General features: G+C 64.8%; 28 protein-coding genes. 3 read left to right on the plus strand and 25 right to left on the minus strand.

All coding sequences use genetic code 11. From position 1 onward, the window contains the following. The first annotated feature begins 201 nt into the window (after positions 1-201). Positions 202-753 carry a hypothetical protein gene (locus tag AC0J5Z_RS18775; RefSeq protein ID WP_475035354.1) on the plus strand — a complete coding sequence of 184 codons (552 nt, stop codon included), beginning with the start codon at positions 202-204 and terminating at the stop codon, positions 751-753. Positions 754-780: 27 nt separating this feature from the next. Here the strand turns inward: AC0J5Z_RS18775 and csrA are convergent, their stop codons facing one another. The 13 genes from csrA to AC0J5Z_RS18840 all read right to left on the minus strand — a co-directional run bounded on the left by csrA (position 781) and on the right by AC0J5Z_RS18840 (position 11,099). Further along, positions 781-1,023, minus strand: coding sequence for a carbon storage regulator CsrA (csrA, locus tag AC0J5Z_RS18780; protein ID WP_475035358.1), 243 nt, complete (start codon positions 1,021-1,023; stop codon positions 781-783). A 4-nt stretch (positions 1,024-1,027) separates the two neighbouring features. After that, positions 1,028-1,969, minus strand: a complete 942-nt coding sequence (locus AC0J5Z_RS18785; protein ID WP_475035363.1) for a hypothetical protein — start codon at positions 1,967-1,969, stop codon at positions 1,028-1,030. Further along, positions 1,947-3,998: a flagellar biosynthesis protein FlhA gene (locus AC0J5Z_RS18790; protein ID WP_475035365.1), complete on the minus strand. Its 2,052-nt coding sequence runs from the start codon at positions 3,996-3,998 to the stop codon at positions 1,947-1,949. The genes AC0J5Z_RS18785 and AC0J5Z_RS18790 overlap by 23 nt, the downstream gene beginning before the upstream one ends. Beyond that, positions 3,995-5,080 carry an EscU/YscU/HrcU family type III secretion system export apparatus switch protein gene (locus tag AC0J5Z_RS18795; RefSeq protein WP_475035367.1) on the minus strand — a complete coding sequence of 362 codons (1,086 nt, stop codon included), beginning with the start codon at positions 5,078-5,080 and terminating at the stop codon, positions 3,995-3,997. Before AC0J5Z_RS18795 ends, AC0J5Z_RS18790 begins: the two co-directional genes overlap by 4 nt. Next, on the minus strand, positions 5,080-5,838 hold the full coding sequence (locus AC0J5Z_RS18800) for a flagellar biosynthetic protein FliR (protein WP_475035369.1): 759 nt from the start codon (positions 5,836-5,838) through the stop codon (positions 5,080-5,082). The genes AC0J5Z_RS18795 and AC0J5Z_RS18800 overlap by 1 nt, the downstream gene beginning before the upstream one ends. A gap of 1 nt (position 5,839) precedes the next feature. After that, on the minus strand, positions 5,840-6,115 hold the full coding sequence (gene fliQ, locus AC0J5Z_RS18805; RefSeq protein WP_159708780.1) for a flagellar biosynthesis protein FliQ: 276 nt from the start codon (positions 6,113-6,115) through the stop codon (positions 5,840-5,842). Continuing rightward, a complete protein-coding gene (fliP, locus tag AC0J5Z_RS18810; protein ID WP_475035373.1) occupies positions 6,115-6,861 on the minus strand; it encodes a flagellar type III secretion system pore protein FliP in 747 nt (248 codons plus the stop codon). Before fliP ends, fliQ begins: the two co-directional genes overlap by 1 nt. A 107-nt stretch (positions 6,862-6,968) precedes the next feature. Then, entirely contained in the window at positions 6,969-7,505 is a 537-nt protein-coding gene (gene fliO / locus AC0J5Z_RS18815) for a flagellar biosynthetic protein FliO (RefSeq protein WP_475035376.1), read from the minus strand. After that, the gene (fliN, locus tag AC0J5Z_RS18820) at positions 7,506-8,222 is read right to left on the minus strand and encodes a flagellar motor switch protein FliN (RefSeq protein ID WP_475035378.1); all 717 of its coding nucleotides are present in this window, start codon (positions 8,220-8,222) and stop codon (positions 7,506-7,508) included. Beyond that, entirely contained in the window at positions 8,219-9,115 is an 897-nt protein-coding gene (locus AC0J5Z_RS18825) for a flagellar motor switch protein FliM (protein ID WP_475035380.1), read from the minus strand. Before AC0J5Z_RS18825 ends, fliN begins: the two co-directional genes overlap by 4 nt. A 62-nt stretch (positions 9,116-9,177) precedes the next feature. After that, positions 9,178-9,999 (minus strand): OmpA/MotB family protein, encoded by an 822-nt coding sequence (locus AC0J5Z_RS18830; protein ID WP_475035382.1) that lies wholly within the window; start codon positions 9,997-9,999, stop codon positions 9,178-9,180. Then, on the minus strand, positions 9,996-10,814 hold the full coding sequence (locus tag AC0J5Z_RS18835; protein WP_475035385.1) for a motility protein A: 819 nt from the start codon (positions 10,812-10,814) through the stop codon (positions 9,996-9,998). Before AC0J5Z_RS18835 ends, AC0J5Z_RS18830 begins: the two co-directional genes overlap by 4 nt. A gap of 3 nt (positions 10,815-10,817) precedes the next feature. Further along, entirely contained in the window at positions 10,818-11,099 is a 282-nt protein-coding gene (locus tag AC0J5Z_RS18840; RefSeq protein ID WP_475035387.1) for a flagellar FlbD family protein, read from the minus strand. Positions 11,100-11,298: 199 nt separating this feature from the next. Between AC0J5Z_RS18840 and AC0J5Z_RS18845 the strand changes: the two genes are divergently transcribed. Then, on the plus strand, positions 11,299-11,547 hold the full coding sequence (locus AC0J5Z_RS18845; protein WP_475035389.1) for a helix-turn-helix transcriptional regulator: 249 nt from the start codon (positions 11,299-11,301) through the stop codon (positions 11,545-11,547). Continuing rightward, the gene (locus tag AC0J5Z_RS18850) at positions 11,544-12,626 is read left to right on the plus strand and encodes a HipA domain-containing protein (RefSeq protein WP_475035394.1); all 1,083 of its coding nucleotides are present in this window, start codon (positions 11,544-11,546) and stop codon (positions 12,624-12,626) included. The genes AC0J5Z_RS18845 and AC0J5Z_RS18850 overlap by 4 nt, the downstream gene beginning before the upstream one ends. On the opposite strand, the gene AC0J5Z_RS18855 is transcribed toward AC0J5Z_RS18850, so the two are convergent. Genes AC0J5Z_RS18855 through AC0J5Z_RS18910 form a run of 12 tightly spaced genes read right to left on the minus strand, consistent with a single transcriptional unit; the run spans position 12,577 to position 22,749 of the window. Further along, positions 12,577-13,749 carry a flagellar hook protein FlgE gene (locus AC0J5Z_RS18855; RefSeq protein ID WP_475035398.1) on the minus strand — a complete coding sequence of 391 codons (1,173 nt, stop codon included), beginning with the start codon at positions 13,747-13,749 and terminating at the stop codon, positions 12,577-12,579. The genes AC0J5Z_RS18850 and AC0J5Z_RS18855 overlap by 50 nt on opposite strands. A 34-nt stretch (positions 13,750-13,783) precedes the next feature. Further along, complete coding sequence (locus tag AC0J5Z_RS18860) at positions 13,784-14,218, minus strand: flagellar hook assembly protein FlgD (protein WP_475035401.1); 435 nt, start codon at positions 14,216-14,218, stop codon at positions 13,784-13,786. 18 nt (positions 14,219-14,236) lie between these two features. Beyond that, positions 14,237-15,964, minus strand: a complete 1,728-nt coding sequence (locus AC0J5Z_RS18865) for a flagellar hook-length control protein FliK (protein ID WP_475035405.1) — start codon at positions 15,962-15,964, stop codon at positions 14,237-14,239. A gap of 47 nt (positions 15,965-16,011) precedes the next feature. After that, positions 16,012-16,680, minus strand: a complete 669-nt coding sequence (locus AC0J5Z_RS18870) for a C40 family peptidase (RefSeq protein WP_475035407.1) — start codon at positions 16,678-16,680, stop codon at positions 16,012-16,014. Beyond that, a complete protein-coding gene (locus AC0J5Z_RS18875) occupies positions 16,677-17,102 on the minus strand; it encodes a flagellar FliJ family protein (protein ID WP_475035410.1) in 426 nt (141 codons plus the stop codon). Before AC0J5Z_RS18875 ends, AC0J5Z_RS18870 begins: the two co-directional genes overlap by 4 nt. Further along, a complete protein-coding gene (locus AC0J5Z_RS18880; RefSeq protein ID WP_475035412.1) occupies positions 17,099-18,436 on the minus strand; it encodes a FliI/YscN family ATPase in 1,338 nt (445 codons plus the stop codon). Before AC0J5Z_RS18880 ends, AC0J5Z_RS18875 begins: the two co-directional genes overlap by 4 nt. After that, on the minus strand, positions 18,433-19,053 hold the full coding sequence (locus tag AC0J5Z_RS18885; protein WP_475035414.1) for a FliH/SctL family protein: 621 nt from the start codon (positions 19,051-19,053) through the stop codon (positions 18,433-18,435). Before AC0J5Z_RS18885 ends, AC0J5Z_RS18880 begins: the two co-directional genes overlap by 4 nt. Next, entirely contained in the window at positions 19,043-20,071 is a 1,029-nt protein-coding gene (gene fliG / locus AC0J5Z_RS18890) for a flagellar motor switch protein FliG (protein ID WP_475035416.1), read from the minus strand. The genes AC0J5Z_RS18885 and fliG overlap by 11 nt, the downstream gene beginning before the upstream one ends. Then, a complete protein-coding gene (gene fliF, locus AC0J5Z_RS18895; RefSeq protein WP_475035418.1) occupies positions 20,068-21,702 on the minus strand; it encodes a flagellar basal-body MS-ring/collar protein FliF in 1,635 nt (544 codons plus the stop codon). The genes fliG and fliF overlap by 4 nt, the downstream gene beginning before the upstream one ends. Then, positions 21,702-22,016, minus strand: a complete 315-nt coding sequence (fliE, locus tag AC0J5Z_RS18900) for a flagellar hook-basal body complex protein FliE (protein WP_475035421.1) — start codon at positions 22,014-22,016, stop codon at positions 21,702-21,704. The genes fliF and fliE overlap by 1 nt, the downstream gene beginning before the upstream one ends. Next, complete coding sequence (locus tag AC0J5Z_RS18905; RefSeq protein ID WP_475035424.1) at positions 22,016-22,408, minus strand: flagellar basal body rod protein FlgC; 393 nt, start codon at positions 22,406-22,408, stop codon at positions 22,016-22,018. Before AC0J5Z_RS18905 ends, fliE begins: the two co-directional genes overlap by 1 nt. Continuing rightward, positions 22,408-22,749, minus strand: a complete 342-nt coding sequence (locus AC0J5Z_RS18910; RefSeq protein ID WP_475039780.1) for a flagellar basal body rod protein FlgB — start codon at positions 22,747-22,749, stop codon at positions 22,408-22,410. Before AC0J5Z_RS18910 ends, AC0J5Z_RS18905 begins: the two co-directional genes overlap by 1 nt. Between the last annotated feature and the right edge of the window lie 60 nt (positions 22,750-22,809).

The raw sequence follows: 22,809 nt of genomic DNA on the forward strand, positions 1-22,809 counted from the left end.
CCCCCATGAGACCGGATTATTGAGTTGCAAGGGCCTGAACTACGTTGTCCAAGAGGGCGCCAAGAGACCAATCACAGCGACAATAAAGGACTTCGTTCAGGTACGTGTTCAGTGAACATACCACCTGAAAACGACTCTGCGTGTACGCTCAACAGAAGTAAACATAAACCCTGCCAAATTGTGATTTTTGGCAGGCCATAAATGAATTGGGGAACCGTGGGGGCGGACGAGCTATCGGCAACGCTGTGGCGCGAGCGGAGGCAACTTGATTTTTTGCTTTTCCTGCTCGAAACGCAGCTCCTGCATCTCCGGGCAGGCAACTGGCACCGGCTGAACTTCACCGCGGCCGAACTTGAAAAAGTCCTCGAAAACCTCCGATTCGAATCCCTCGCGCGCGGAGTCGAAGCCTCCGCAGTGGCCTCCGCCTGGAAAGCGCCCGACCAACTGACGCTTCCCGCCCTCATTTCGATCGCACCACCGGGAATCTGGCCCGAACTTCTTGAGGATCACCGCCGGGGGATGGCGGCACTGCTGGCCGGGATTGACGACGCCGTTGCCGCCAACGTCGCGCTGCTGCAGGAGCCCTCGGATTCCGGCCCGGCCCACGAGCTCTCCCAGCCGGATGCTGGTCCGGATCTGGCTGGAGCCGAAGATCTGGCGCCCATCGCCCGCGAAGCGAATGTCCAACGAGCCATTGCTGCGGTCCAGGGCGCCACGCTGCCGACGCTCCGGGACTTCTTGGGGTTGGGCTAGCCCACCCCTTCGACCGCCCCCTTACCTTTAGTCGGCTGTAGGAGTGGGGGGACGGAGGGCTGCCAGGAGTTCTTCGGCATCGGGGCCGGCCTGGGTTGCAGCAAGGTTCGCCGCGGCAATGGCTGCCACCACTTCGCTCCGTTGAATGGAGACACCGCGGGGTGCTTCGATTCCGATCCGAACGCCGTCGCCGCGCCCTTCCATGACGGTAATGACAATGTCATCCCCAATCATGATCTTCTCGCCCGGCTTACGCGTCAGTACCAACATGCTTTCAATTTACCTTTCCGAAGGCCGGTGCGGTGGCCGGATTGCCGTCGACCCAGCCGAGAGGTATTCCAAGGGCGTCGACGGTCTGCGGACTCGCCGTTTCCGAGGCGCCTATGACGGCAAGCCCGGACACGCTTGCTGACTCCCCTGCCAGCAAATCCTGCAACGCCTGCACCCAGGCCTTGGTGTCTTCAGGCTTGCGACTGGCGTCGACAACGATCCACAGTTGATCGGCAGCGAGGCCCGCGATCTGTGCGGCCTTAAGCGGCACGTTGCGCGGGCGTCCGAGTCCGAAGGCGACCACCACGGTCTGCCCGGTCAGCACCGCTTGTGCGCGTGCCGCCGTCGCACTTTGCCGTCCCTGGACGTGCAGGTGACCGAAGGCGTTGAGATCGCCGGCCGTGCGGACGTCCGAGCCACCTGCGGCGATGGACATCTCCAATGCCGGGCCGAGGGCATCATCGCCCAGGCCGAGGAGGACGATGAGGTTGCCGTCGCCCGCCATGGGTACAGGAACGCGGAAAGCGTCCGACGGCGGCACCGGCGCCGGAGCAGGCATGGGTGGCGGCGGCGAAGCTGGTTGAAGTTCTTTCCCGAGTTGCTCCAGCAGGCCCGCGAAGTCCGGGGAAGCCGTGGACACCGGGGCAGGGGCAGGCCGGTGAAGCTCGAGTTCGGCGGCGTCGGCACGCGCCAACAGGGCCGCGATGGCCGGACCATGCAGCTCGTGAACAGGGCCGGACACAGGAACGGCGGCGGAAACCGGAACATCAGGGACATCCGCAACCTCCACCGTCGCCTCGAACTTGGCCGCGGCGAACAACCCCACAATGCCCGGATTCGTGACCTTCTCGGCAGCAATGATCCGCGCCCCGGGACCGTATTGCTTGAGGGCTTTGAATCGAATGGCTTCCAGCGACGCACCGCTAAGCTTGTAGCGCTTCTGCATAGCGGACCACCCCCACCGTCTCGATGCGGATGTTGGCGGACGTCACTTCGCGGTACGAGAGGACGGGAACGCCGCCTTCGGGAGAGGCGACAAGCCGCCGTATGGCTGGGCGCAGGGCCGGTGCACACACGAGCACGGCTTCCCGACCGGCAGCAGCAGCGCCGTCCACAGCGGACTTCAGCGAGGTGAGGACACCGTCCAGCTTCGCCTGACCCATGACGATTTGGGTGCCGCCTTCGGCCGGGCGCATGTCCTCAAGCATGGATTGCTCCAGCAGCGGATCGATCATGATCACGTTGAGAACCGCACCGTCGAGGTACTTGTTTGCCAGTACTGGACCGAGCGCGTGCCGCGCGGACTCGATAAGTGCCTCCGGATCGGTGGACACCTTGGCCCGCAACGCGAGTGCTTCGTAGATCCGCGGGAGGTCGTTGATGGGTACCCGCTCTTCGAGGAGACCTTGCAATACCCGCTGGATTTCGGCCAGGGTCATCAGGCCCGGCGTGAGTTCCTCCACCGCCGACGGGCTCTGCTTGCGGACGCCTTCGGTGAGCACCCGGACGTCCTCGCGTGTGAGGAGCCGCGCAGCGTTGGCTGAGATGATCGAGGACAGGTGCGTGACCAGCACTGAGACGCGGTCGATCACCGTTGCCCCCGTCATCTCGGCGCTGTGTCGCATCTCGGTGGGAACCCATTTGCCGGACAACCCGAAGACGGGCTCCACGGTTGCGGTTCCAGGCAGGGCGTCCAGGAATTCGCCCAAGGCAAGCAGCTTGCCCGACGGCGCCACTCCCCTTCCAGCCTCGACGCCGGCGATGCGGATGGCATAGGTGGACGGAGGCAGGTCCAAGGCGTCGCGAGTGCGGACGGGTGGAACCACGAGCCCAAGTTCCATCGCAATTTTGTGGCGAAGGGACCGGACGCGGGCCAGCAGATCATCGGACGCACCGGAGACGATGTCCACCAGGTCCGGGGCCAGCAGTATCTCCACCGGGTGGACGCGCATGTCCTCCATGAGCCGCTCATTGGGGTCTTCTTCGACGGAGCCGGCCGCCAGGGCCTCGGCGTCTTGGGCCTCGGCACGGAGCTTCTGTTGCGCCGCTACCCGCCGCGAAGCGAGGACCAGCAGGGCTCCCACCACCAAGAACGGAAGGATAGGCATGCCTGGAATCAGGGCCATGCTCCCCGCCGCCAGCCCGGCAATCAGCAGGGCGTTGGGCGACTGCATCAGCTGCGAGGATGCCGTGCGGCCCATGTCCTCTTCGGCGTTGGACCGGGTGACGATCATGCCGGTGGAGACGGCCATGAGCAGGGCCGGGATCTGGGTGACCAGGCCGTCGCCCATGGTCAGGAGGCCGTAGGTGTTGAGGGCATCGCCGGCTTCCATGCCCCGCTGCAGCACGCCAATGGCGATGCCACCCACGAAGTTGATGATGATAATGATGATGCCCGCGATGGCATCGCCCTTCACGAACTTCGAGGCACCGTCCATGGCCCCGTAGAAGTCTGCCTCAGCGGAAACTTCGGCACGGCGTTTCCGGGCTTCGGCGTCCGTGATGAGCCCTGCGTTGAGGTCGGCATCGATGGCCATCTGCTTACCCGGCATGGCGTCCAGAGTGAAGCGGGCGCCCACCTCGGCAACGCGTTCGGCGCCCTTGGTGACCACCACGAACTGGATCACCACCAGGATCAGGAACACCACGGCGCCAATGATCAGGGAGCCGCCAACCGTGACTTTCCCGAAGGCTTCGATCACCTGCCCGGCAAAGCCTTGGCCGAGCACCAAACGCGTGGACGCGACGTTGAGTCCCAGCCGGAACAGCGTGGCAACGAGCAGCAGTGAGGGGAAGACCGAGAAATCCAGGGGCTTCTTCACGAACATACTGGTCAGCAGGATCAGGAGTGCCAGCAGGATGTTGCAGACAATCAGGAAATCAAGCAGCGGGGCAGGCAGCGGGACAACCAGCAGCAGGACTATGCCCACGATTCCCACCGGTACTGAAAGCCGGGCGAATTTGTTGTTCTTCATGCCTGGAAACTCTCTTTCATACTGTGTATGCCTCGCGCTGTTCCCCGGGACTTCAGCGACATCACGAACGCCAGCACTGCCGCCACGGAGCGATACAGCTCAACTGGAATCTCCTGCCCCAGTTCGCAGGCGGAGTGGAGGGCCCTGGCCAGAGGGATGTCCTGGACCATGGGAACTCCCTTCACTTCGGCTTCCTCCCTGATGCGGGCAGCGATCAGACCCGACCCCTTGGCCACCACGCGAGGTGCCGATTTGCCGGCGTCGTACTTCAGCGCAACTGCCACGTGCGTCGGGTTGACCAGCACGACGTCGGCGTCCCCGATCGCGCCGATCATGCGGTTGCGGCTCATGCTGAGCTGGCGCGAACGGCGCTGGGATTTGATGAGGGGGTCGCCGTCGGTGTTCTTGTTCTCGTCCTGGACTTCCTTCTTGGACATCCGGGTCTTCTTGCGGTTGCGGCGCATCACCACGAAGATGTCCGCTGCAGCCAACACCAGGCCGGCGGCCACCGCGAACTGGATGAGCGCGCCGATTCCGCCGGCAGCGGCAGCCAGCACGCCCGCAACCGGCAGGCCGCCTGCCGTCAGCAGCACGGGCATCAGCCCCTGCACCACGGCATACAGGACAAGACCCACGACGGCGGTCTTCAGCAACGCTTTGACGCCTCCCCAAAGTGCCTGGCCGCCAAACATCCTCTTGAAGCCGGCGAGCAGGTTGAAATGTTCGAACTCGGCACGGAACTTCTTGAACCGGATCCCGCCCTGAAGCGCCGATCCCGCCAGCACCACCACCGTGACTACCAGGAGCAGCGGCCCCAGGATTCCGGCGAGGGAACCCAGTCCTGCCTCCAGTGCAGCCACAGCTTTGGCGGGGTCGGGCTCGGCGATGACGCTCTTCACGGTGAACAGCTGGTCCACGGCGGCGTTGGAGGCGTGATCGATGGTGGCCGGGAGCATCGCAGCGGCGGCGCCAACGGCCAGCCACGCCATGAGGTCTTGGGATCGGGACAGCTGGCCCTTCTCCCGGACCTCGCGCATCCGTTTGTCCGTGGCTTGTTCGGTTTTCTCTTGTGAATCCGCCACTAGCCCACCCCCATCAAAGTATTGGCTGCTTGCTCGGCGAGAGTTGCCACGAGCCTGGGCAGCGCCAGGAACAGGAACCCAGCCAAGGCCAGGGTGATGAAAATCTTCAAGGGGAACCCGAAGGCGAAGGCATTCAGCGCAGGGGCAACGCGGGTCAGGAGGCCGAGCCCGACGTCGGCCAGCACCAGGACCACCAGCAGCGGACCTGCGATCTGTACTGCGGCGAGGAACATCCCGGTCACTGCGCCGACCATGGCTTCAATGGGCTGGCTGAGGTCGATTCCGCCTGCCAGTGGTAACGCGTTGAAGCTCCCTGTGAGGCCGCCGATGACCATCTGGTAACCGTCCGAGGCAAAGAGGAGGGCAAGGGCCGCCATCTGCATGAGCCGGGTGAACTGGGCACCATTGACCATCATTTGCGGGTCGAAGGCCTGGGCCATCTGGAAACCGCTGAAGAGGTCCACCAGGCTGCCGGCGGACTGGATCGCGGCGAAGATCACCATCACCAGGAAGCCGAGGGCCAGGCCCGTGACCAACTCCAGGAGGACGGCCATGACGAAGCCGGCGGTGTCCGCCGGAACCGCATCCGCGGACAGCCGCTGTGAGACCGCCAGTCCCAAGCCGATCCCCAGCATCGCCTTGATCCGGGCCGGAATGGCGTGATGGGCGAACGGCGGGGCCACCACCAGGAAGGCCGTCATGCGGACCGAGGCCAGCAACATAACCTGGATCCACGACTGGTCGATGGGAATGTCCACCTCACGCTCCGCCGATCAGTCCTGGGATGCGGGCGAACAGTTCGTTGGTGAACGCGACCATTTCCGAGATCATCCAGTGGCCGCACACCACCAAGGCGATGGCGACTGCCACAGCTTTGGGCACGAAGGACAGCGTGGCTTCCTGGAGTTGGGTAATGGATTGCAGGAGCGAAATGGCCAGCCCAACCACCAACGCGGTAACAAGGGTGGGCGCGGCCAGCTTGGCCGCCACAATCATTGCCTGGAGGCAGATGTCCAGGACTGCATTGGTATCCATCAGCCGCTCGAATAGCTCTGGATCAGGGACGTGATGACCAAGCCCCAACCGTCCACCAGGACAAACAACAGGATCTTGAACGGCAGGGAGATCATCACCGGCGGGAGCATCATCATGCCCATGGACATCAGGGCTGCCGAGACCACGAGGTCGATCACCAGGAACGGGATGAAGATGACGAAGCCGATGATGAACGCGGCCCGCAGTTCCGAGATCATGAACGCCGGAACCAACGTCTGGAACGGGACGGATTCGGGGTTGGCCGGGTTGGCCATGTCCGCTGCCCTTGTCATCAGTGCAATGTCCTCTTCACGCGTATGGGCCAGCATGAAGTGCTGCAGCGGGGACCAGCCGGCGGACATGGCTCCGTTAAAGTCCAGCCCACCGTTGAGGTATGGCTGCACGGCGACCGTGTTGATGTCCGAAACCACCGGCCACATGACGAACAGGGAGAGGAACAAGGCCAGGCCGGCCAAGACCTGGTTGGGCGGGATGGCCGGCAGGGACAAAGCGTTCCGTGTCATCGCCAGGACCACGAAAATCTTGGTGAAGGACGTCATCATGAGCAGCAGCGCCGGGGCCACCGAGAGCAGCGTGATCCCGATCAGCGTCACGACAGCCGTGGAGGGTGTCCCGTCCAGACCGTTGATATCGATGCTGACGTTTCCACCGGATTCCGGCGCCGCCGGCGAGGTGGGCGGCGTGGGCTGGGTGGGGTCAATGGGTGTGGCGTGCCCAGCTGCCATTCCGAGCCAGAGGAATCCCACAGTGAGCAACACGACCCAGGGCACGGCATGCCACGGCCGCGCGGCAAGCAATCGCAGCCTGGGTGGGCCGAAATCAGCGGATCTGTTCAATTGCGGCGTCCCCTGAATGCTTCCGAGGCTTGGCGCCAAGTGGAGGCAGACAGGATGGAGCCGTGCATGGGTGGTGCCTGCCGGGCTGGATCGACCGCACGGTGAGGCTGGCCGCCACGGTGGAGTTCACTGCGCCTGCGCAGCACGGGCAGTGCCCCGGTCGCTGGTCCGAGCGGTTCGGCCCGCGGGCCGGACGATGGCTCACCCGAGGCCTGCCGGAACAGCTCTGCGAAGCTCGCCGGTGGCTGCTCCTCCACAGCATCGACGGTCTCCGAAACAACCACAGGCGCGTCACTGCTGTGCAGCACGGTGACGGCATGCTCAGTAACGCCGAGCAAGAAGCGCTTGTCCCCCGCATCGACTACAACCACAGAGGCCTTCTGACCCACCACCTGCCGGCTCACCACTGCGAGGGCAGCGTCGGCCCGTCGCCGGCCCTTGCCTTTGCCGAGGCGCTTCTGGACGAACCAGATCAGCCCCAGGACAGCGCCGAGGGCTACGAGCACCCGCAGCCCCAGGATGAATGCATCCATCTAGTGCGTTCCCTCTGCCCCGTCCAGAATGCGGGTAATGCGGACGGCATAGTCCTGGTCCACCACTACGACCTCGCCATGGGCAATCAGCCGGCCGTTGAGCAGTACGTCGGCAGGTGCCCCGGCCGAGCGGTCCAACTCAATAACACGTCCAGGCTCCAAAGCGAGGGCGTCCCGAACGGACATCCGCGTACGTCCGATTTCCACGGTCAGCGCCATTTCCACGTTGCTGATCAGGCCCAAGCGTGCGGCCATGTCGCTGTCTTGGCTGCTCCGGAATCCGGGGTCGGGAACGGCACCGTTGTCCCGCACGCGGACTGCGAACCAGCCGAAGGGAGCACCGCCGTCGTTCAGTTCAAAAACCGCCGTCGCGGGGTCGTTCAGCAGCCCGGCGGCGTCTTCCTCGCGCAACTCCCCCAGCACACCGGCGTCGAACGCTGAGGCGGCCTGTTCCACGGCTGGGCGCAAGACGTCGACGGCGGACACAGCGCCTCCCAGCCCGGACCCGCCGGCGGCGGCCAGGAACGAACGGTCCACCAGAAGCAATGCGAAGTCCGCCGTCGAGGCGCCCACGAATGTCGCCGTCACGGCGGGAGAAGAGTAGGCTGCTGCGTCCTGAGCCGGAACGATGCCAGCAACACGCAGGGTGGACGCACTCGGCAGGTGCAGGGCGAGGCGTTCGGCTGCCGCCGCCTGAAGGGTCAAAATGTTGCTCATCGCTGGTGCTCCTCGGTTGTGACGATGACGGCGGCGGCCCTGGAGCCGTGGCGGGCAGCCGCGGCCGTGGCCAGGCGGGTGCCGTTGATGGTGACGTCGAACGGCCGGTTTTCCAAGTGCGGCAGCGGCAGGACATCGCCGACGGCGAGACCCAGGACCTGTGCTGGCGTCACCGGTGCGGGGGTCAATTGGATGGCAACGTCCACGGGGACCTGGGCGAGCTGCGTACGGACCAAATCCTCGTTGTCAACGCTGTGGACAGTGGGGTTGACGTCGCCGAGCCTGGAGAGCAGGACGTCGGCAGGCATAGCCAGGGTAGCGGCGCACTGCGTCTCGCCCACGTTGACGCTGAAGGAGGCCACAATCATCAGTTCAGACGGCGCCGCCGCCTGGGCGAACTGGGAGTTGTACTGGATGCCGTCCATGGTCACGGATTGGGTCAGGAGGTTGCCGAGCGAATACCGGAGGTCCTCCAGCACCTCCTCCACCATGCGGGAAATCAACGCGTGCTCGATCTGCGTGAACTTCCGCTCCGGGGCCGCGGCGTCCGTGGACCCTCCGAGCATTCGGCTAAGCCAGGACAATGCCGCTGTCGCCGGGAACTGGATCACCAGCCGGGACTCACTCCCGTCGATCCTGCACAGCACCATGGAGGTGACCGACGGAAGGGACGCGGAGTATTCGTCGTAGCTCTGCATGCTGAGCTGTTCCAGGGTGGCGGTTGACTTCAGCCGGACCTTGGCGGTGAGCTGAGTACCCCACTGGCGGGCGAAGGTTTCGAAAGCCACTTCCAGCACCCGGCTATGCTGGCGGGGCAACGTGGTGGGGCGGCGGAAGTCATAGACGTCCACAGTGCGCTGGCGTCCCGCCGCACGATCTTCCTGTTCTCCCACGGATGGCACTATCGGCACGTCAGCGGGCGGCGTAAGGCTTTCCGAGGACGATTATTCGGCAGCTATTTCGCCGCTTTTGCCGCGGCGGCCGACTCCTTGGTTTGAGCCTCGATGGCCCCCGGAATCAACGCCCTGACATCCTCCGGGCTGGCGGACAGCAGCACCACGTCCACCCGTCGGTTCAGTTCCATCAGCTCCTCCGTGGAGTCGTCCGTGACCTGGCGGGCAGCACCGAAAGCGACCGCGCCGATCCGCCCGGGCGGCATGCCTGACTTGTCAACGAAATACCGCAGGACATTCACAGAACGTGCCGCCGAAAGCTCCCACGTGGACGCGAACGCCGTGACCCCCTTGGCGGCGTGGCCCTCCACCATCACCTCCAGGCCGGAACCCACCACGGTGGGAGCAATGGTGTTCAGGATCTGGACGGCCTTGGGCGTGAGGTCAGGCATGTCTGGCTGGAAGAACGTTTGGGAGCCCACGAGCTTTACCGTCAGGCCACGCTCCCCCACCACGAACTGCACGTTGGCAGACAAGCCCTGGGCATCCAACTTGGCCTGCATGGCGCCCTGCAGCGCCGTGAGCTTGTCAGCCTCCTTGATGGCAAGGTCCAAGGCCGAGAAACCCTCGCCGTTGGACGTGGCGAGTTCGGCCGGCACCACTACGCCGCTGGCGGTGTCCACCTTCTGGCTGATCTCCGTGCCGAACCCCGTGGCCAGGGAGTTCCGCAGCTTCTCAAACTTCACCTGGTCCACCGAGGACATTGCGAACAAGACAATGAACATGCACATCAGCACTGTGACCATGTCCATGTAGGAGGCCATCCAGCGCTCGTCGACGTGGTGCTCTTCAGGCTGCCCGCCGCGTCTCCTGCGCGACCTCATGCTGCCCTGGACGCCGAAAGCTTGCCGGGCTTGCCGCCGTCGTCCGCTCTGTCCTTGCTTCCCTTCGACTTGCCGCGGGTCTCCGCCGGGGCCATGGCGCGGAGCCGCTCGGCCAGCAGCAGCGGCTGGGTTCCGTTCTGCACGGCCAGCAAGCCCTCCATGAGAAGCGTCATGCGTTCGATTTCAAGCTCGGAGAGGCGCTTGAGCTTGGCGCTCAACGGCAGCCAGATGAAGTTCGCGGAGAGCAGGCCCCAGAGGGTGGCCACGAAGGCGGCAGCGATCATCGGGCCGAGATGGTCCGGCGAGGATAGGTTTTCCAGGACGTGGGTCAGGGAGACCACTGTGCCGATAATGCCGATGGTGGGCGCATACCCGCCCAGCGCGGCGAAGAACTTGGAAGAGACGTGGTCGGCCCGCATTTTGGTGTCGATCTCGTCCTCCATCAGGAGGCGGAGTTCCTCGGCGTCGGTGCCGTCGGCGATGTTCTGAAGCGAGCGCTGCAGGAACGGGTCATTGGCGTTGTTGGCCTCTTCCTCCAGGGACAGGAGGCCGTCGCTGCGGGCTTTCTCGGCGAGGCGAACCAGTTCGTCAATGCTCTCCGTGGGCTTGGCGGGCTTGCCGATGAACGCTTTGGGCACATCCTTGAAGGCTTGGACCACGTCACGGAAGGTGTTGCCGGCAAGCCCCACCGCGATGGTGGCGCCGAAAACCAGGATCATGGGCGCGGGCAAGAGCAGCGACATCAGGTTCGCGTGCTCCAAGGTGACCATGGCCACCACGGATGCGAAGGCCAGCAGCAGGCCGACGATTGTCATGGACTACCTTCCGTTCGGGTGGTTGGGTTCCGGGTCTTCTTCCGCATCCGCAGACCGGACCAGGCTCAGCGGGTAGCCCGACACCGCGGGAAGGTCGTGGGCGCGGCGCAGCACACTGGCGCGATAATTGGCTATCAGCTCCACCACTTCAGCCAGCGATTCCCGCACGACGTAAGCGGCGCCGTCGAGAGTCACCAGATGGGTGTCCGGACTCTCATGGATCCGTTCGAGGATGTCCGGATTCACGGCGAAGCTTGTGCCGTTCAGGCGGGTGACAACGATCATGGGCTGTTCTGCTTTAGCTGGGGATGGAGGCGGTTCTTCCCCCTACTGTCGGCCGGGCAGGGCGCGGCGTTAGGAAGGCGGCAGGATAACCAGCTCCCCGGGCCAGCGTCTGGGCTACAGCCGGATCCCTTGGGGCCGCCGCGCATGCCGTGTGCCAGATACTTGGCACAAACCTTCATTGTGGCCAAATGGGCAATATTTGGCACAAACGCCGTTTTACCGGGCCGTCAATGCCGCCTCCTTGGGGCGGGCGATCAGTGATGCCCGCAAGGAAGCTTCCCTGACCCAGCAGGAACTGGCGGACCGGCTTGGCACCGCCCGCCGGACGATTGTCCGGCTCGAGCACGGCGAAGCGGTCTCCGTCGTTCTCGCAATGGAAGCCATTCGGGTTCTCGGCCGCGACGTCGCCTTGGTCCCCCGGTTCTCGAAGCTACAGGTCAAATTGTGAGCCCGCGGAACAAGAGCCTGGAAGTGTTCCTGAATGGGCAACACGTTGGGGTCCTGACCGGAAATGGGCTCAGAATGACCTTCCTGTACGACACAGACATAGTTGCTGAGTACGGCTCCTCTTCCGTCCTGCTATCCCTCTCGCTGCCGGTTGGCCGGAAAAAAATCGAGGGCACCGCAGTGTACAACTACTTCAGCGGACTCCTGCCGGAGGGCCAGGTCCGCTCCCACCTTGCGTCGGAGAACGGGCTATCGACCCCGGACGCCATGGGGCTGCTGGCCATCTTGGGTGCCGACTGCTCGCCGGTCCAGCACCTGCTCGCCTCCGAAGACTGGGCGCTGAAGGTGGCTGCTTCGTCCGGCTTGCCGGCCGCGGAAGCGTATCTGGAAACGTTCGGGTCTCGACAGGCGATCGTGGTGACACGGTACGACCGGACCCCGGACGGCGCTCGGCTGCACCAAGAAGATTTCACCCAAGCCCTGGCGCTGGCCAGCACGTCCAAGTACGAAATCTCCACGAACCCGCCGTCCCGACTCACCCGGCTCGCGAAGGCAGCGGCACCGCATAGCAGGGACGACCGCGAATTCCGGCGGGCGCTGCTGCGGGCCATTACCTTCAACCTCGTGATTGGCAACGGGGACGCGCATTCGAAAAACTACTCGATAATGCTCCGGGACGGCGGCGAAGTAAGGCTTGCCCCGCTCTATGACACCGCCCCTACCCTGCTGCTCTATGCCCCGAGCAACAACGCCGGCCATGCAGTGGGCGGCCAATCACTGCTCAACTACCTCACCCTTGACCACGTCATCCGGGAAGGCGTGGCATGGGGCATGGACGCCGGAGACGCGCAGGGACCGCGGCCACCGTACTGGAGTCGGTGGCCACAGCCGCGGCTGCAGTGCCCGCGCCGGAGGAAATTGGCTTCCTCAGCGAACTCGTCGCAACGCGGGCCGCCGACCTGCTGGAGGGCAGGACGGCCCGCCCCGCCCTTACTGGCCAAATTCCGGCAGCCACTTAGGACGCGGGCCACTAGCGCTTCAGGTTGCTCAGTTCCTGCAGGACCTCGTCGGAAGTGGTGATGATGCGGGCGTTGGCCTGGAAACCGCGCTGGGCCACGATCAGGTTGGTGAATTCCTGGGACAGGTCCACGTTGGACATCTCCAACGAACCCGACGTCAGCGAACCAAGTCCTCCTTCGCCTGCAACGCCAAGCTGGGCAGCGCCCGAGTTTGCCGTGGCTACATAGGTGGAGCCGCCCGCCTTTTCGAGGCCTTCGGGATTGGTGAAGCGGGCCAACGCCACCCGGGCCAGAACTTCCTTGGCGCCGTTGCTGAAGGAGCCGATCAGGGAACCGTCGCCGGCCAGTGTGAAGGACTCGAGCTCACCGGCTTCTGCGCCGTTCTGTCCGGTGACCGCCAGGGTGCTCATCTGCGCAAAGCCCGACACGGAACCCATGTTTACGGTAATCCCGCCAACGGTCATGGTCCCGCCGGACGTCAGTGCACCGTTGGCGAAGGTGAGGGTGGAAGCTCCCGTGGCCCCGTTGGCATCCGCGCCTGCCACGTTCCAGCCAGTAGCCGAACGGCTGAACGTCAGGGTGAGGCTGCGCTCTGCTCCGTTGGCGTCGAACACCTTGACCTGGCGTTCAACCGATGTGCCCACAGCGGCGTCCGATGGCAGGTTGCCGCCGAGGGTCGCCTGCGTAGTGGCAACTGCCGGTGCGGTGGTGTCCGGCGACAAGGTGATCGGACCGGTTGCCGTGCCCGCGTTCACCACACCGTTGGTGGCCGTCCAGCCTTGGAGGATGCCGCCGTCGGGACTGACCAAACGGCCCGCCGCGTCCATCTGGAAGTTACCCGCCCGGGTGTAGTACTGCTGCGTGCCCTTGCCGGTGACGAAGAACCCCTCGCCGGAAATCATCAGGTCAGTGCCGCGACCGGTGCTCTGCGACGAGCCCTGCCCGAAGTTGGTACTGACGCCGGCCACCCGGACGCCGAGCCCGATCTGGGCGGGGTTGGAGCCGCCGACATCCTGCTGGGGCCCAGCCGCGCCCTGCGTCATTTGCGAGAGCGTGTCCTGGAACTGCGCGGACGACGACTTGTAGCCCGTGGTGTTCACATTGGCGATGTTGTTTCCGGTGACGTCCAGCATGGTCTGGTGGGCTCGGAGGCCGGAAATTCCGGAGTACAGCGAACGGAGCATGGTGTTGCCTTTCTTCGGGTGAAGTTGGTGAGAATCAGCTGGTTGGAGGGGTGGTTGCGGTCGAGGCGGTCATGCCGGTAATCAGGTCCAGCGGCACTTTGGCCTCGCCGACGGTCACCGTTGGAACGCCATCCACGAACGACACGGCGCCGGCAATGCCTTCTCCCTTTGTGCCGTCGGTCAGCGTGTAGCTCACCTGGGTCCCGATGATCTGCGCCGCCGCGGTACGCATCTGCAGCGAGAAGCTCTCCTTGGCACCGGCGGTCAGCTCGGTCATCTTTTCCATCATGGAAAGCTGCACCGATTGGCTCATCATCTGATTGGTGTCCATGGGCGCGCTTGGATCCTGGTACCGCAGCTGCGTCACCAGCAAGGACATGAAAACCTCGGAATCCATGGTCTTGACTGGGGTACGAACAGCCTCCCCGGACCCGATGCCGTTGTTGGCTATTGCGGGAATAGTGGTCATGGTTGTCTCTCCTTCACGTCAGACGAGGATGTCCAGTCGGGGTGGGGTGCCGGGTTCATGCACGACGCCGGGCGGCGGCCGGCGTCGTTGCTGCGGTTGGTCTTCGGTTCCGTCGCCCCCCACGTCACCGGAGCGTCGGGCCTGTTCGGCATCGCGGTTTCCGTTGGCTGGCCCGTTCCCCTGGCCGGGGCCCTGTGATGGTCCCTGTCCAGTGCCTTGGCCGGTGTCTTTTCCTGTTTCAGATGGGCTGTTGTGCGATGAGAGGCTCAAGCTGGCCCCGGAGTCTTCGAGGTTCCGCCGGAGTTCCGGCAGGACGTGCCGGACCGCTTCCCTGCCGGCGTCCCCGGGAGCGAACAGCTCGATCCTTACGCCCGCGGCGTCGATGTGTGCCCGGACTGTAAGGGGGCCCAGGTCTTCAGGCGATACCCGCAGGGTCATCACGTGCTCCCCCGGCGCAGCCGACGCCAGCGAAAAGAGGGGCGAGGCCAGCTGTGGCGTGAGTGGTTGCTGCGCGATGGGTGCGGGCTGGGCTTGGGTTGGTTGCAGGGTGGGCGTCGGTCCGGACGGCGTGTTCAGCACGGCGGGGTGCATTGCGACGTGGGCCGGTGCGGGTGTTGGGGTCGCCGCGGGGGCTTGGGCCGGTGCGGGGGCTTGGATCGCCCCCGATTCGACGGTTCCCTGCACGTTAGACGGCAGGAGACGTCGATTCTGCAGCGAGCCATCGAAATGGCCAGAAGGCAGGTCGTCGCTATCCGTGGGTGAGCCTGCTGCTGATGCAATGGATGGGGTGGGGCCCGCCGCCAAAGTAATTGGCACACCCGTGCCAGTCGTATTTCCAGCAGCCCCGGGCCCAGGCACACCAGCAACCACGGCCACACCAACGCCCGCAGCTATGTCCGACTCGAGCTCACCCGTTTCGACGGCTCCCTGCGGATTCGATGGTAGGAAGCGTCGAATGGGCAGCGAGCCATCGAAATGGTCGGGCAACATAACCCCAGGCACGCCAGCAACCACGGCCACACCAACGCCCGCAGCTATGTCCGACTCGAGCTCACCCGTTTCGACGGCTCCCTGCGGATTCGATGGTAGGAAGCGTCGAATGGGCAGCGAGCCATCGAAATGGTCGGGCCGAAGTGCTTCGCCAGCCGCGCCCGCTCTTGCAGCTCCAGATACCTGTGCAGCTCCAAGCCCACCAGCAACCACGGCCACACCAGCGCCCGCAGCTGTGTCCGACCCGAACTCACCCGTTTCGGGGGTTCCCTGCGCACCGTGCCGTTCCAACCGTCGAATGGGCAGCGAGCCATCGAAATGGGCGGAAACCGAAGTGGCAATGCCCGTGAATGCAGCCGGAGACCCTGCAGCCGGCACGGTCGGCGCGGCCGCAGGAACAGAAGCGCCACCGGACACCCCGCCAGGCAGGGTCAGCCGGGCGTCGCCGGGAGTGGGTGCAGGTGTGGGCACGGGTTCGGGTGCAGCCGCGGGAGCACTGGCAGCTCCACCTCCGGCGCTTCCGTGCGGAGCTACTTCCGTTTCGGGGGTTCCCTGCGCACCGTGCCGTTCCAACCGTCGAATGGGCAGCGAGCCATCGAAATGGTCGAACGACATAACCCCAGGCACGCCGGCAACCACGGCCACACCAGTTCCCGCAGCCACGTCCGGCTCAAGCTCATCCATCACCGCATCAAAAGCCCCGGCACTCACAGCACCACCGGCCACCCCGCCTCCAGCAGCACCAGCAGTGCCCACGGCACTCCCAGCCCCGCGGGCTGAGCCACTCCCAACAACCGTCTGCACTACGCACCACCTGCCGTGACTATCCGGCGAATGGAGGTCAGGTTGGAGTACTTCTCCCAGGCGTCCCGAATCTGGATGGTCTGACCAGGCACCGGAGCGTCGATTGCTTTGCCGTTGCCCAGATAGATGGAGATATGATCGCCACCGTAGCTGACCAAGAGGTCCCCGGGCTTCGCCTCTGCCAACGACGCAACGGCAGTGCCTTTCTGCATTTGGTCGCTGACCACACGGGGCAGTTCAACGCCGAGGTCCTTGAAGACCCTTTGGACGAAACCGGAACAGTCCATGCCTACAGCCGGATTCGTTCCACCCCAGACGTAGGGCACGCCAATGTATTTCTTGGTCGCTGCCACCACGGCGTCACCCGTGACGGAGCCACCGCTGGTGCCGACGGCCGCCGCTTTGGCAGTCGCCGTCGTACTTCCCGCGGCGGGCAGCAGGGAACCCAAACCGGCAGCGCTCAAACCTGAAACCAAAGCCGAGGAAGAGGATGTGGCAGATGAAGTGCCCATCGCGCTGCTTAGCGCGGATTCGAAGGACGCAGCATCCGTCGGCGAAGCCGCTTTGGACGAAGTCGACGAAGCAGCGGACACCCGCGCCCCCTGGGCCAACTGCTGCAGCTGGGACTCAATGCTTTGGATCCGCCCGATGGCGTCGGTCATGCTCATGAGCTGGCCTTCCTGTGCCACGCCGTGGAGGCGATCTCGTCCAGCACACCCTGCTCGGTGCGGAGGGCAGAAGCGGCATACTCGGCGTCGTGACGGACTTCGAGTTTCTCCAGACCCACGGCCCGGCGCTTGGCCTCCGTGTACTCGGCCCGGGCACTGACAGCCTCGGCTTCAGCGCTCGCGGCCAACGCGTCCAGTTCGGCGAGCATGCTCTGGGACGAGGCACGTGACGCAGCGATGGCCAGCAAGGACGCGGAATCCCCGGCATGCCCGGCGGAATCGGCCAACGACTCACGGGCTTCCGCCCGCCGCGCACGCAACGACGCCGAACGCGAGTTGGCCGCGGCCAGCCCGCTTTCCGCAGATTTCTGTTCGGCTTGCCGCAGCCTCAAGAGCCCGGCCAAGGAGAATTGTCGGTTCATGCGTCTCCTTCAAAGTGTCCAAAGTGCGCTGAAAGTCGGGAGAGCTCGGCCCATGCATCACCGTGGGGCATCGATTCGCCCATGGGCTGCCGCAGGAACTGGTTGATCGCGGCCTCGTGGTCCAGGGCGGCATCCACCAGCGGGTTGCTGCCGTGCCGGTACGCGCCGACGTCGATCAGGTCCTGGGCACCACGCCGTGCCGCAAGGACCCGGCGAAGCAAGACCGCGAGCGCGGTGTACTCACGCGGATTCACTTTGGACGCCACACGCGACACCGAGCCCAAGACATCAACGGAGGGAAAGTGCCCGGTGACGGCCAGTTTGCGGTCCAGGACTACATGGCCGTCCAGGATGGAGCGGGCGGCATCGGCAATGGGTTCGTTGTGGTCGTCGCCGTCCACCAGCACTGTGTAGATGCCGGTCACGGAGCCGGTTTCCGCTGTACCGGCACGTTCCAAGAGCCTCGCCAGGACAGAAAAGGTCGACGGCGGGTAGCCACGTGTCGCGGGCGGCTCACCTGCGGAGAGGCCGATCTCGCGCTGGGCCATGGCGACTCGGGTCAGGGAATCCATCATGAGCACCACGTCCTTGCCGGCTTCACGGAAGGACTCGGCGATGCGGGTTGCGGTGACGGCGGCCCGGAGCCGCATGAGGGCGGGTTCGTCAGACGTGGCAACCACCACCACGGAGCGGGCCAGGCCTTCGGGGCCGAGGTCGTCCTCAAGGAATTCGCGGACTTCACGGCCACGCTCCCCCACCAGGGCGATCACGGAAACTTGGGCGTCGGTTCCGCGGGCCACCATGGAAAGCAGCGAGGATTTGCCCACGCCTGATCCGGCGAACAAGCCCATGCGTTGGCCGCGCCCCAGGGTGGTCATGGTGTCCAGGACGCGGACGCCGGTCTGCAGGGACGTGTCGATGCGGGCCCTGCTCATGGCCGACGGGGCTTCCTGTTCCAGGGGAACACGCTGGGAGGGTGCCAGCGGACCTTTCCCGTCGATTGGCCTGCCCAGCGCATCCACCACGCGCCCGAACAGCCCCGCGCCCGTGGGCACCAGCATGGGTGTTCCCTTCGCCCGTGCCGGAGCTCCGGCGGAAACACCGGTCAACCGGCCCAGGGGCATGCACCGCACTGCCCCGCTGACCGAGGCGACCACTTCGGCGTCGAGCGTTCCAGCACCCGAGCCGACCGTCACGAGTTCGCCGACCGCGCAGTTCAACCCGGCGATTTCCAGTCCCAGGCCGAGCACGGAGGTGACGGTTCCGACTCGTTGCGGAGCAGCCGCGTCCACGGCTGCGTGGAAGCGGTTGGCGTGCGGCCGGTACGCCGTCACGACTCGACCCCGAGCAGCGCCTGCTTGGCCCGCTCCAGCGCGGTGCTGATGCGGGCATCGATCCAACCGTTCGGATACTCCCCGACGGCGTCACCGGGGTTGAGCGCGGCATCGGCCTTGAGTTCAACACCGGTGAGTTCGGTGACGCCGGACGAAGCCAAGGCGGCAATGTCGCCTGGGTGGAGGCGGACGGCGGTGACGTTTCCGACGCCGGTGCTGCCGCTACTGAGGGCACGACGCACCGCGGCCCTCGCGGTCGTCTCGCCGTCCAGGAGTTCGTAGCCAAGAATTGCCTCTGCGAGCTCCATCGCACTGAGCGCCAACACGTCCTGCACCTCTTCCAAGGCGACTTCCTGGCGCTGCTGCGCCGCCGCGGCTGCCGCCTGCAAAAGCTGCACGGAGCGGGCCAAAGCCGAGCGGCCGGCGTCGAGCATTTCTTGATGCTCTGCCCGCAACCGGTCCTGGAGCTGGCGCTGCTCTGCGGCGGCAGCATGCATCCCTGCGGCGTAACCGGCTGCGTGGCCTTGGACGAAGCCACGGTCGGATTCGGTGGACCGCCCGGTGGGCTGTCCGCCGATCGATGGGAACGCGACGCGCATGAAGTGCTCAGTAGACAAAGTCGTCCTCGTCTCCGCGCCGGACAACAATGGCTCCTTCTGCTTCGAGTTGGCGGATGGACCGGACAATCTCGGCCCGGGCTTCCTCCACCTGCGAGGCGCGGACCGGGCCGGACGCGGCCATTTCGGATTCGAGTATTTCCAGGTTGCGGCCGGACATGTTGGCGCGGACGGTATCCAGCACCACGGGCGGGGCGCCCTTCATGGCCACGGCAAGGACGTTGGCGCTGACCCCGCGGAGGATCTGCTGGATGTCCCGCGGTTCCAGTTTCACGATGTCCACGAACGTGAGCATGCGCGCACGAACCTCCGTGGCGAGCTCCGGATCCAAGGTACCCAAGCCATCCAGCACCGAGCGTTCGGTGCTGACGTCGGAGCGGTTGATGATATCCACCAACGGCTGGATGCCGCCGACGACCTCGTTGGATTTCCGCTGCGACATGACTGCCCCTGCACGAACCTTTAAGGTGTCAGCCACAATCCCCACAGCTTCCGGGGAGGCCGAGCCCATGGTCGCGATGCAGCGGGCGACCTCGATCCGTTGCACGTCCCCCAGCCCGGACATGACTGCGGAGGCCTTCCCCGGCCGCAGGTGGGCAAGGATCAGCGCGATGGTTTGCGGCAACTCGCCGTCGATCAGCGCCAGGATTTGCCCGGGGTCCATCATTTCCAGGAACTCGAAGGACTTCCCGGCCATAGTGGATGCGAGGCGATCCATGAAGCCTGCGGCTTTGTCCGCGCCGAAGGACGCTTCAAGAAGCCCGACGGCGAATTCCTGGCCGCCGCGGGCAGTGCGGCGGCCGCTGACAGCCAGTCCGTGGAACTCGTTGATCACGTGGTCCGCCACTACCGAGGAAACGCGGCGGAGCCGGACGATCTCGGCCGCAATGTCCTCGGCTTCGGACTCGGAGAACTGGGCCATGACCGCGGCAGCACTGGAGGCACTCATCTGCATGAGCACCACTGCTACCTTCTGCACCCCGTTCAGGGCCGATGCTTCCGGAACCGTATGGCTCATACGGATTGCCTTTCATCCATGAGTCCGCGCAAGTACTCGGCCGTGCGCGCCGGGTTGTCCGCCACCATGGCCTCGATCTGGGCGCGCTTCACCTCGCCGTCCAGTGCGTCCGAGCCTGGGAGCGGCAAAGCAGGAGTGGGTTGGATCGGCGCGGGAGGCTGGATGGAGGTCAGCTCAATCGCTGTGGTGGGCGGCCCCGTGAGGGCCGGCGTGGGAATGGCTTCCGGCAAGGCGTCGTAGTCTGCCTTCTCGCCGAGGTCCACAGGTTCGCGCCGCTGGCGACGCTTCAGGGTGATAAGTACGGCCACGATCAAGGCGATGGCGGCCAACATGATGCTGCCGGCGAGAATGAGCGTGTTCATCAGGGCCGCCTCTTTGGCTGCTTCTGCGTCCGCTTGGGCAGCGCCCAGTGCTTCGGCCGCCTTGTCCGCAGCAGCGGTGCTGAACGGGAGCACTTCCACGGTCACCACGTCGCCCCTGGCTGCGTCGATCCCGGCCGCTGAGGTGACCAGGGCACGCACCGAATCCACGTTGACGCCACCCGCTGCGGCCTGGTTGATCGCCACGGAGATGGTCTGACGCTTCACGGCGCCCTGCGGAATGGTCCGGTCTTCGGTGACTTTGTTGACGGCGTTGTTCTTGGTGGTGTCGCTGGAATCGTAGCTGCCGTTGCCTTCAGTCCCGCCGGGTACGGCGATGTTGTCCGGGCCGAGTACGCCTGCTGCTCCGCCGCCCGTTCCGGTGTACGTCTCCGTTTTGGTTGATTCGCTGAGCGCGGGGGTATCCGCAGCAGGGGTAAACGTTTCGCTGCGCTGTTGCGCGGATTCGGCGGTGACGTCCGCAGCGACAGCCACGGTGGCATTGCCGGGTCCCACTACGCTGTCGAGGACTGCCCTGACGGCGTCCGAGGTGCGCTGCTGGTAATCGGCGGCCTGCTTGGACGAAGAACCCGTAGCCCCGCCGCCCACCGTGGAGAGAACGTTCCCTTGGGAGTCCACCACGGAAACGTTGGTGGGTTTGAGGTTTTCAATCGCTGCCGATGTCAGATGCACAATAGCCTGGACCTTGTCCGAGGACAACGTGGTGCCGGGTTGGGTTTCCACGAACACGGATGCCGTGGCCTCCGGAGTGGTGTCCACGAAGACGGACTTCTCAGGGATCGCGAGCCGCACTGCTGCGCTCTTGACGCCGTCCATGGCCTGCACCGTAGTACCGAGCTCGCCTTCCAGCGCCCGCTTGTAGGTCACCGACTGCTGGAACTCAGAGGACGTCACGCCCAGTTTGTCCAGCAGCGAATAGCCGGTGGCGGCAGCAGAGGGGAGGCCCGCGGCCGCAGCCTTGAGGCGCTCGTCGTAGACCTTGTCTTCCGGGACCAGGATGGTGGATCCACCGTTGCTCAGCTCGTAAGGAATGTTGTCCTTGCGGAGCTGCTCCACGATGCTGTTGGCGTCCGTGTCCTTCAGGCCGGAGAACAGCGGCGAGTAGGAGGGCTTCCCCAGCCACGCTGTCAGTGCAACACCGCCAAGGACCAGGACGGCCACGCCTAAAATGGCAAGGGTTCGCTGGGCGGGTGAAAAGGCTTGGATGCCGCTGCCAAGCTTGCGGAAGAACTGGGAAATCCCGGGTGGCATCAGGCCTGCATCCTCATGATCTCGTTGAACGCGTCAATACCCTTGTTCCTGACGGTGGCCACCAGTTCGAAAGTCACTTGGGCGCGCGTGGAAGCAAGGGTTGCTTTGTGGATATCGTCGAGGTTCCCGGTCACCGCGGACACGGCCAGTTCCTTGGACGTTGACTGCAACGACTGCAAATCGTCGACGGCGCCAGTCAGGGCAGTGCCGAAGTCGCCACCGGTGGCAGCTGACTGAGACGTCTCGACCCTTCCAGCGCCGACGTAGCCGGTGCCCGTGACACCCTGGATGGCTTCAAGAGGGCCCAAGGCCATCAGGATTTTCCTATCTCGAGTGCTGCCAAGTACGTTTCGCGAGCCCGGTCCACCACTTGTGCGTTGGCTTGGTATCCGCGTTGGGCAATGATCAAAGTGCCCATCTGTTCAGCCATGTCGATATCCGGGTACCTCACATTGCCATCAGCGTCGGCCAGTGGGTGGTCGGGTTGGTGCACGATGCGGCCTTCGCCGTCTCCCAGGGGTGTGCTCTTCACGTACACCCCATCGCCGTTGTTGCCTTCCGCCGCCTCGACGTAGCGGGCACGGAACGCTTCGCCGTCGGTACGCGATGCGTTGTTCATGTTGGCGAGGTTGTCGGAGACAGCGTCGAGCCATTTGCGATGGACTGTCAGTGCTGAGCCCGCGATTCCAATCGCGTCAAACGTCATCAGTTGGTCCTCAACGCGGTGCGGAGGGAGGTGAATTCGCCAGCCGCGGCCCTTGAGGCGAACTGGTAACGCAGCACGGTATCGATGTTGGATAAGGTCTCGGTGTCCAGATTGACGTTGTTGCCGTCTGTCCGGGTTGGCTCATCGGAAGGGGAGATCGTGGCATTGACGTTGCCACCGCCGGAACGCACCGAGGCCGCCAACTGGTCTTCGAAGGAAACCCGTTTGGCTTGGTAGTTGGGCGTGTTCACGTTCGCGATGTTGTTGGCGATGGTCCGCTGGCGCAAGGAAAGCGCGTCCAAGGCGCTGGCCAAGGCTGCGGAAGTCACGGATTCAAGCACAAAGTCCTGCCTGGTGGTGTCGTAAGGCCAATCCGTGGCCATGCATCGAGCGATCCCTGC

Source organism: Paenarthrobacter sp. TRD_SC_7, assembly GCF_056156245.1.

Coding starts and splice junctions, on each gene's coding strand:
- fliQ (WP_159708780.1), bottom strand. CDS start 6,115: ATGGATACCAATGCAGTCCTGGACATCTGCCTCCAGGCAATGATTGTG.
- fliG (WP_475035416.1), bottom strand. CDS start 20,071: ATGAGCCATACGGTTCCGGAAGCATCGGCCCTGAACGGGGTGCAGAAG.
- csrA (WP_475035358.1), bottom strand. CDS start 1,023: ATGTTGGTACTGACGCGTAAGCCGGGCGAGAAGATCATGATTGGGGAT.
- fliP (WP_475035373.1), bottom strand. CDS start 6,861: ATGGCAGCTGGGCACGCCACACCCATTGACCCCACCCAGCCCACGCCG.
- AC0J5Z_RS18905 (WP_475035424.1), bottom strand. CDS start 22,408: ATGACGTTTGACGCGATTGGAATCGCGGGCTCAGCACTGACAGTCCAT.
- AC0J5Z_RS18790 (WP_475035365.1), bottom strand. CDS start 3,998: ATGAAGAACAACAAATTCGCCCGGCTTTCAGTACCGGTGGGAATCGTG.
- AC0J5Z_RS18835 (WP_475035385.1), bottom strand. CDS start 10,814: ATGACAATCGTCGGCCTGCTGCTGGCCTTCGCATCCGTGGTGGCCATG.
- AC0J5Z_RS18830 (WP_475035382.1), bottom strand. CDS start 9,999: ATGAGGTCGCGCAGGAGACGCGGCGGGCAGCCTGAAGAGCACCACGTC.
- AC0J5Z_RS18870 (WP_475035407.1), bottom strand. CDS start 16,680: ATGAGCATGACCGACGCCATCGGGCGGATCCAAAGCATTGAGTCCCAG.
- AC0J5Z_RS18785 (WP_475035363.1), bottom strand. CDS start 1,969: ATGCAGAAGCGCTACAAGCTTAGCGGTGCGTCGCTGGAAGCCATTCGA.
- AC0J5Z_RS18840 (WP_475035387.1), bottom strand. CDS start 11,099: ATGATCGTTGTCACCCGCCTGAACGGCACAAGCTTCGCCGTGAATCCG.
- AC0J5Z_RS18860 (WP_475035401.1), bottom strand. CDS start 14,218: ATGACCACTATTCCCGCAATAGCCAACAACGGCATCGGGTCCGGGGAG.
- fliN (WP_475035378.1), bottom strand. CDS start 8,222: ATGAGCAACATTTTGACCCTTCAGGCGGCGGCAGCCGAACGCCTCGCC.
- fliE (WP_475035421.1), bottom strand. CDS start 22,016: ATGGCCTTGGGCCCTCTTGAAGCCATCCAGGGTGTCACGGGCACCGGC.
- AC0J5Z_RS18775 (WP_475035354.1), top strand. CDS start 202: ATGAATTGGGGAACCGTGGGGGCGGACGAGCTATCGGCAACGCTGTGG.
- AC0J5Z_RS18855 (WP_475035398.1), bottom strand. CDS start 13,749: ATGCTCCGTTCGCTGTACTCCGGAATTTCCGGCCTCCGAGCCCACCAG.
- AC0J5Z_RS18875 (WP_475035410.1), bottom strand. CDS start 17,102: ATGAACCGACAATTCTCCTTGGCCGGGCTCTTGAGGCTGCGGCAAGCC.
- fliO (WP_475035376.1), bottom strand. CDS start 7,505: ATGGATGCATTCATCCTGGGGCTGCGGGTGCTCGTAGCCCTCGGCGCT.
- fliF (WP_475035418.1), bottom strand. CDS start 21,702: ATGCCACCCGGGATTTCCCAGTTCTTCCGCAAGCTTGGCAGCGGCATC.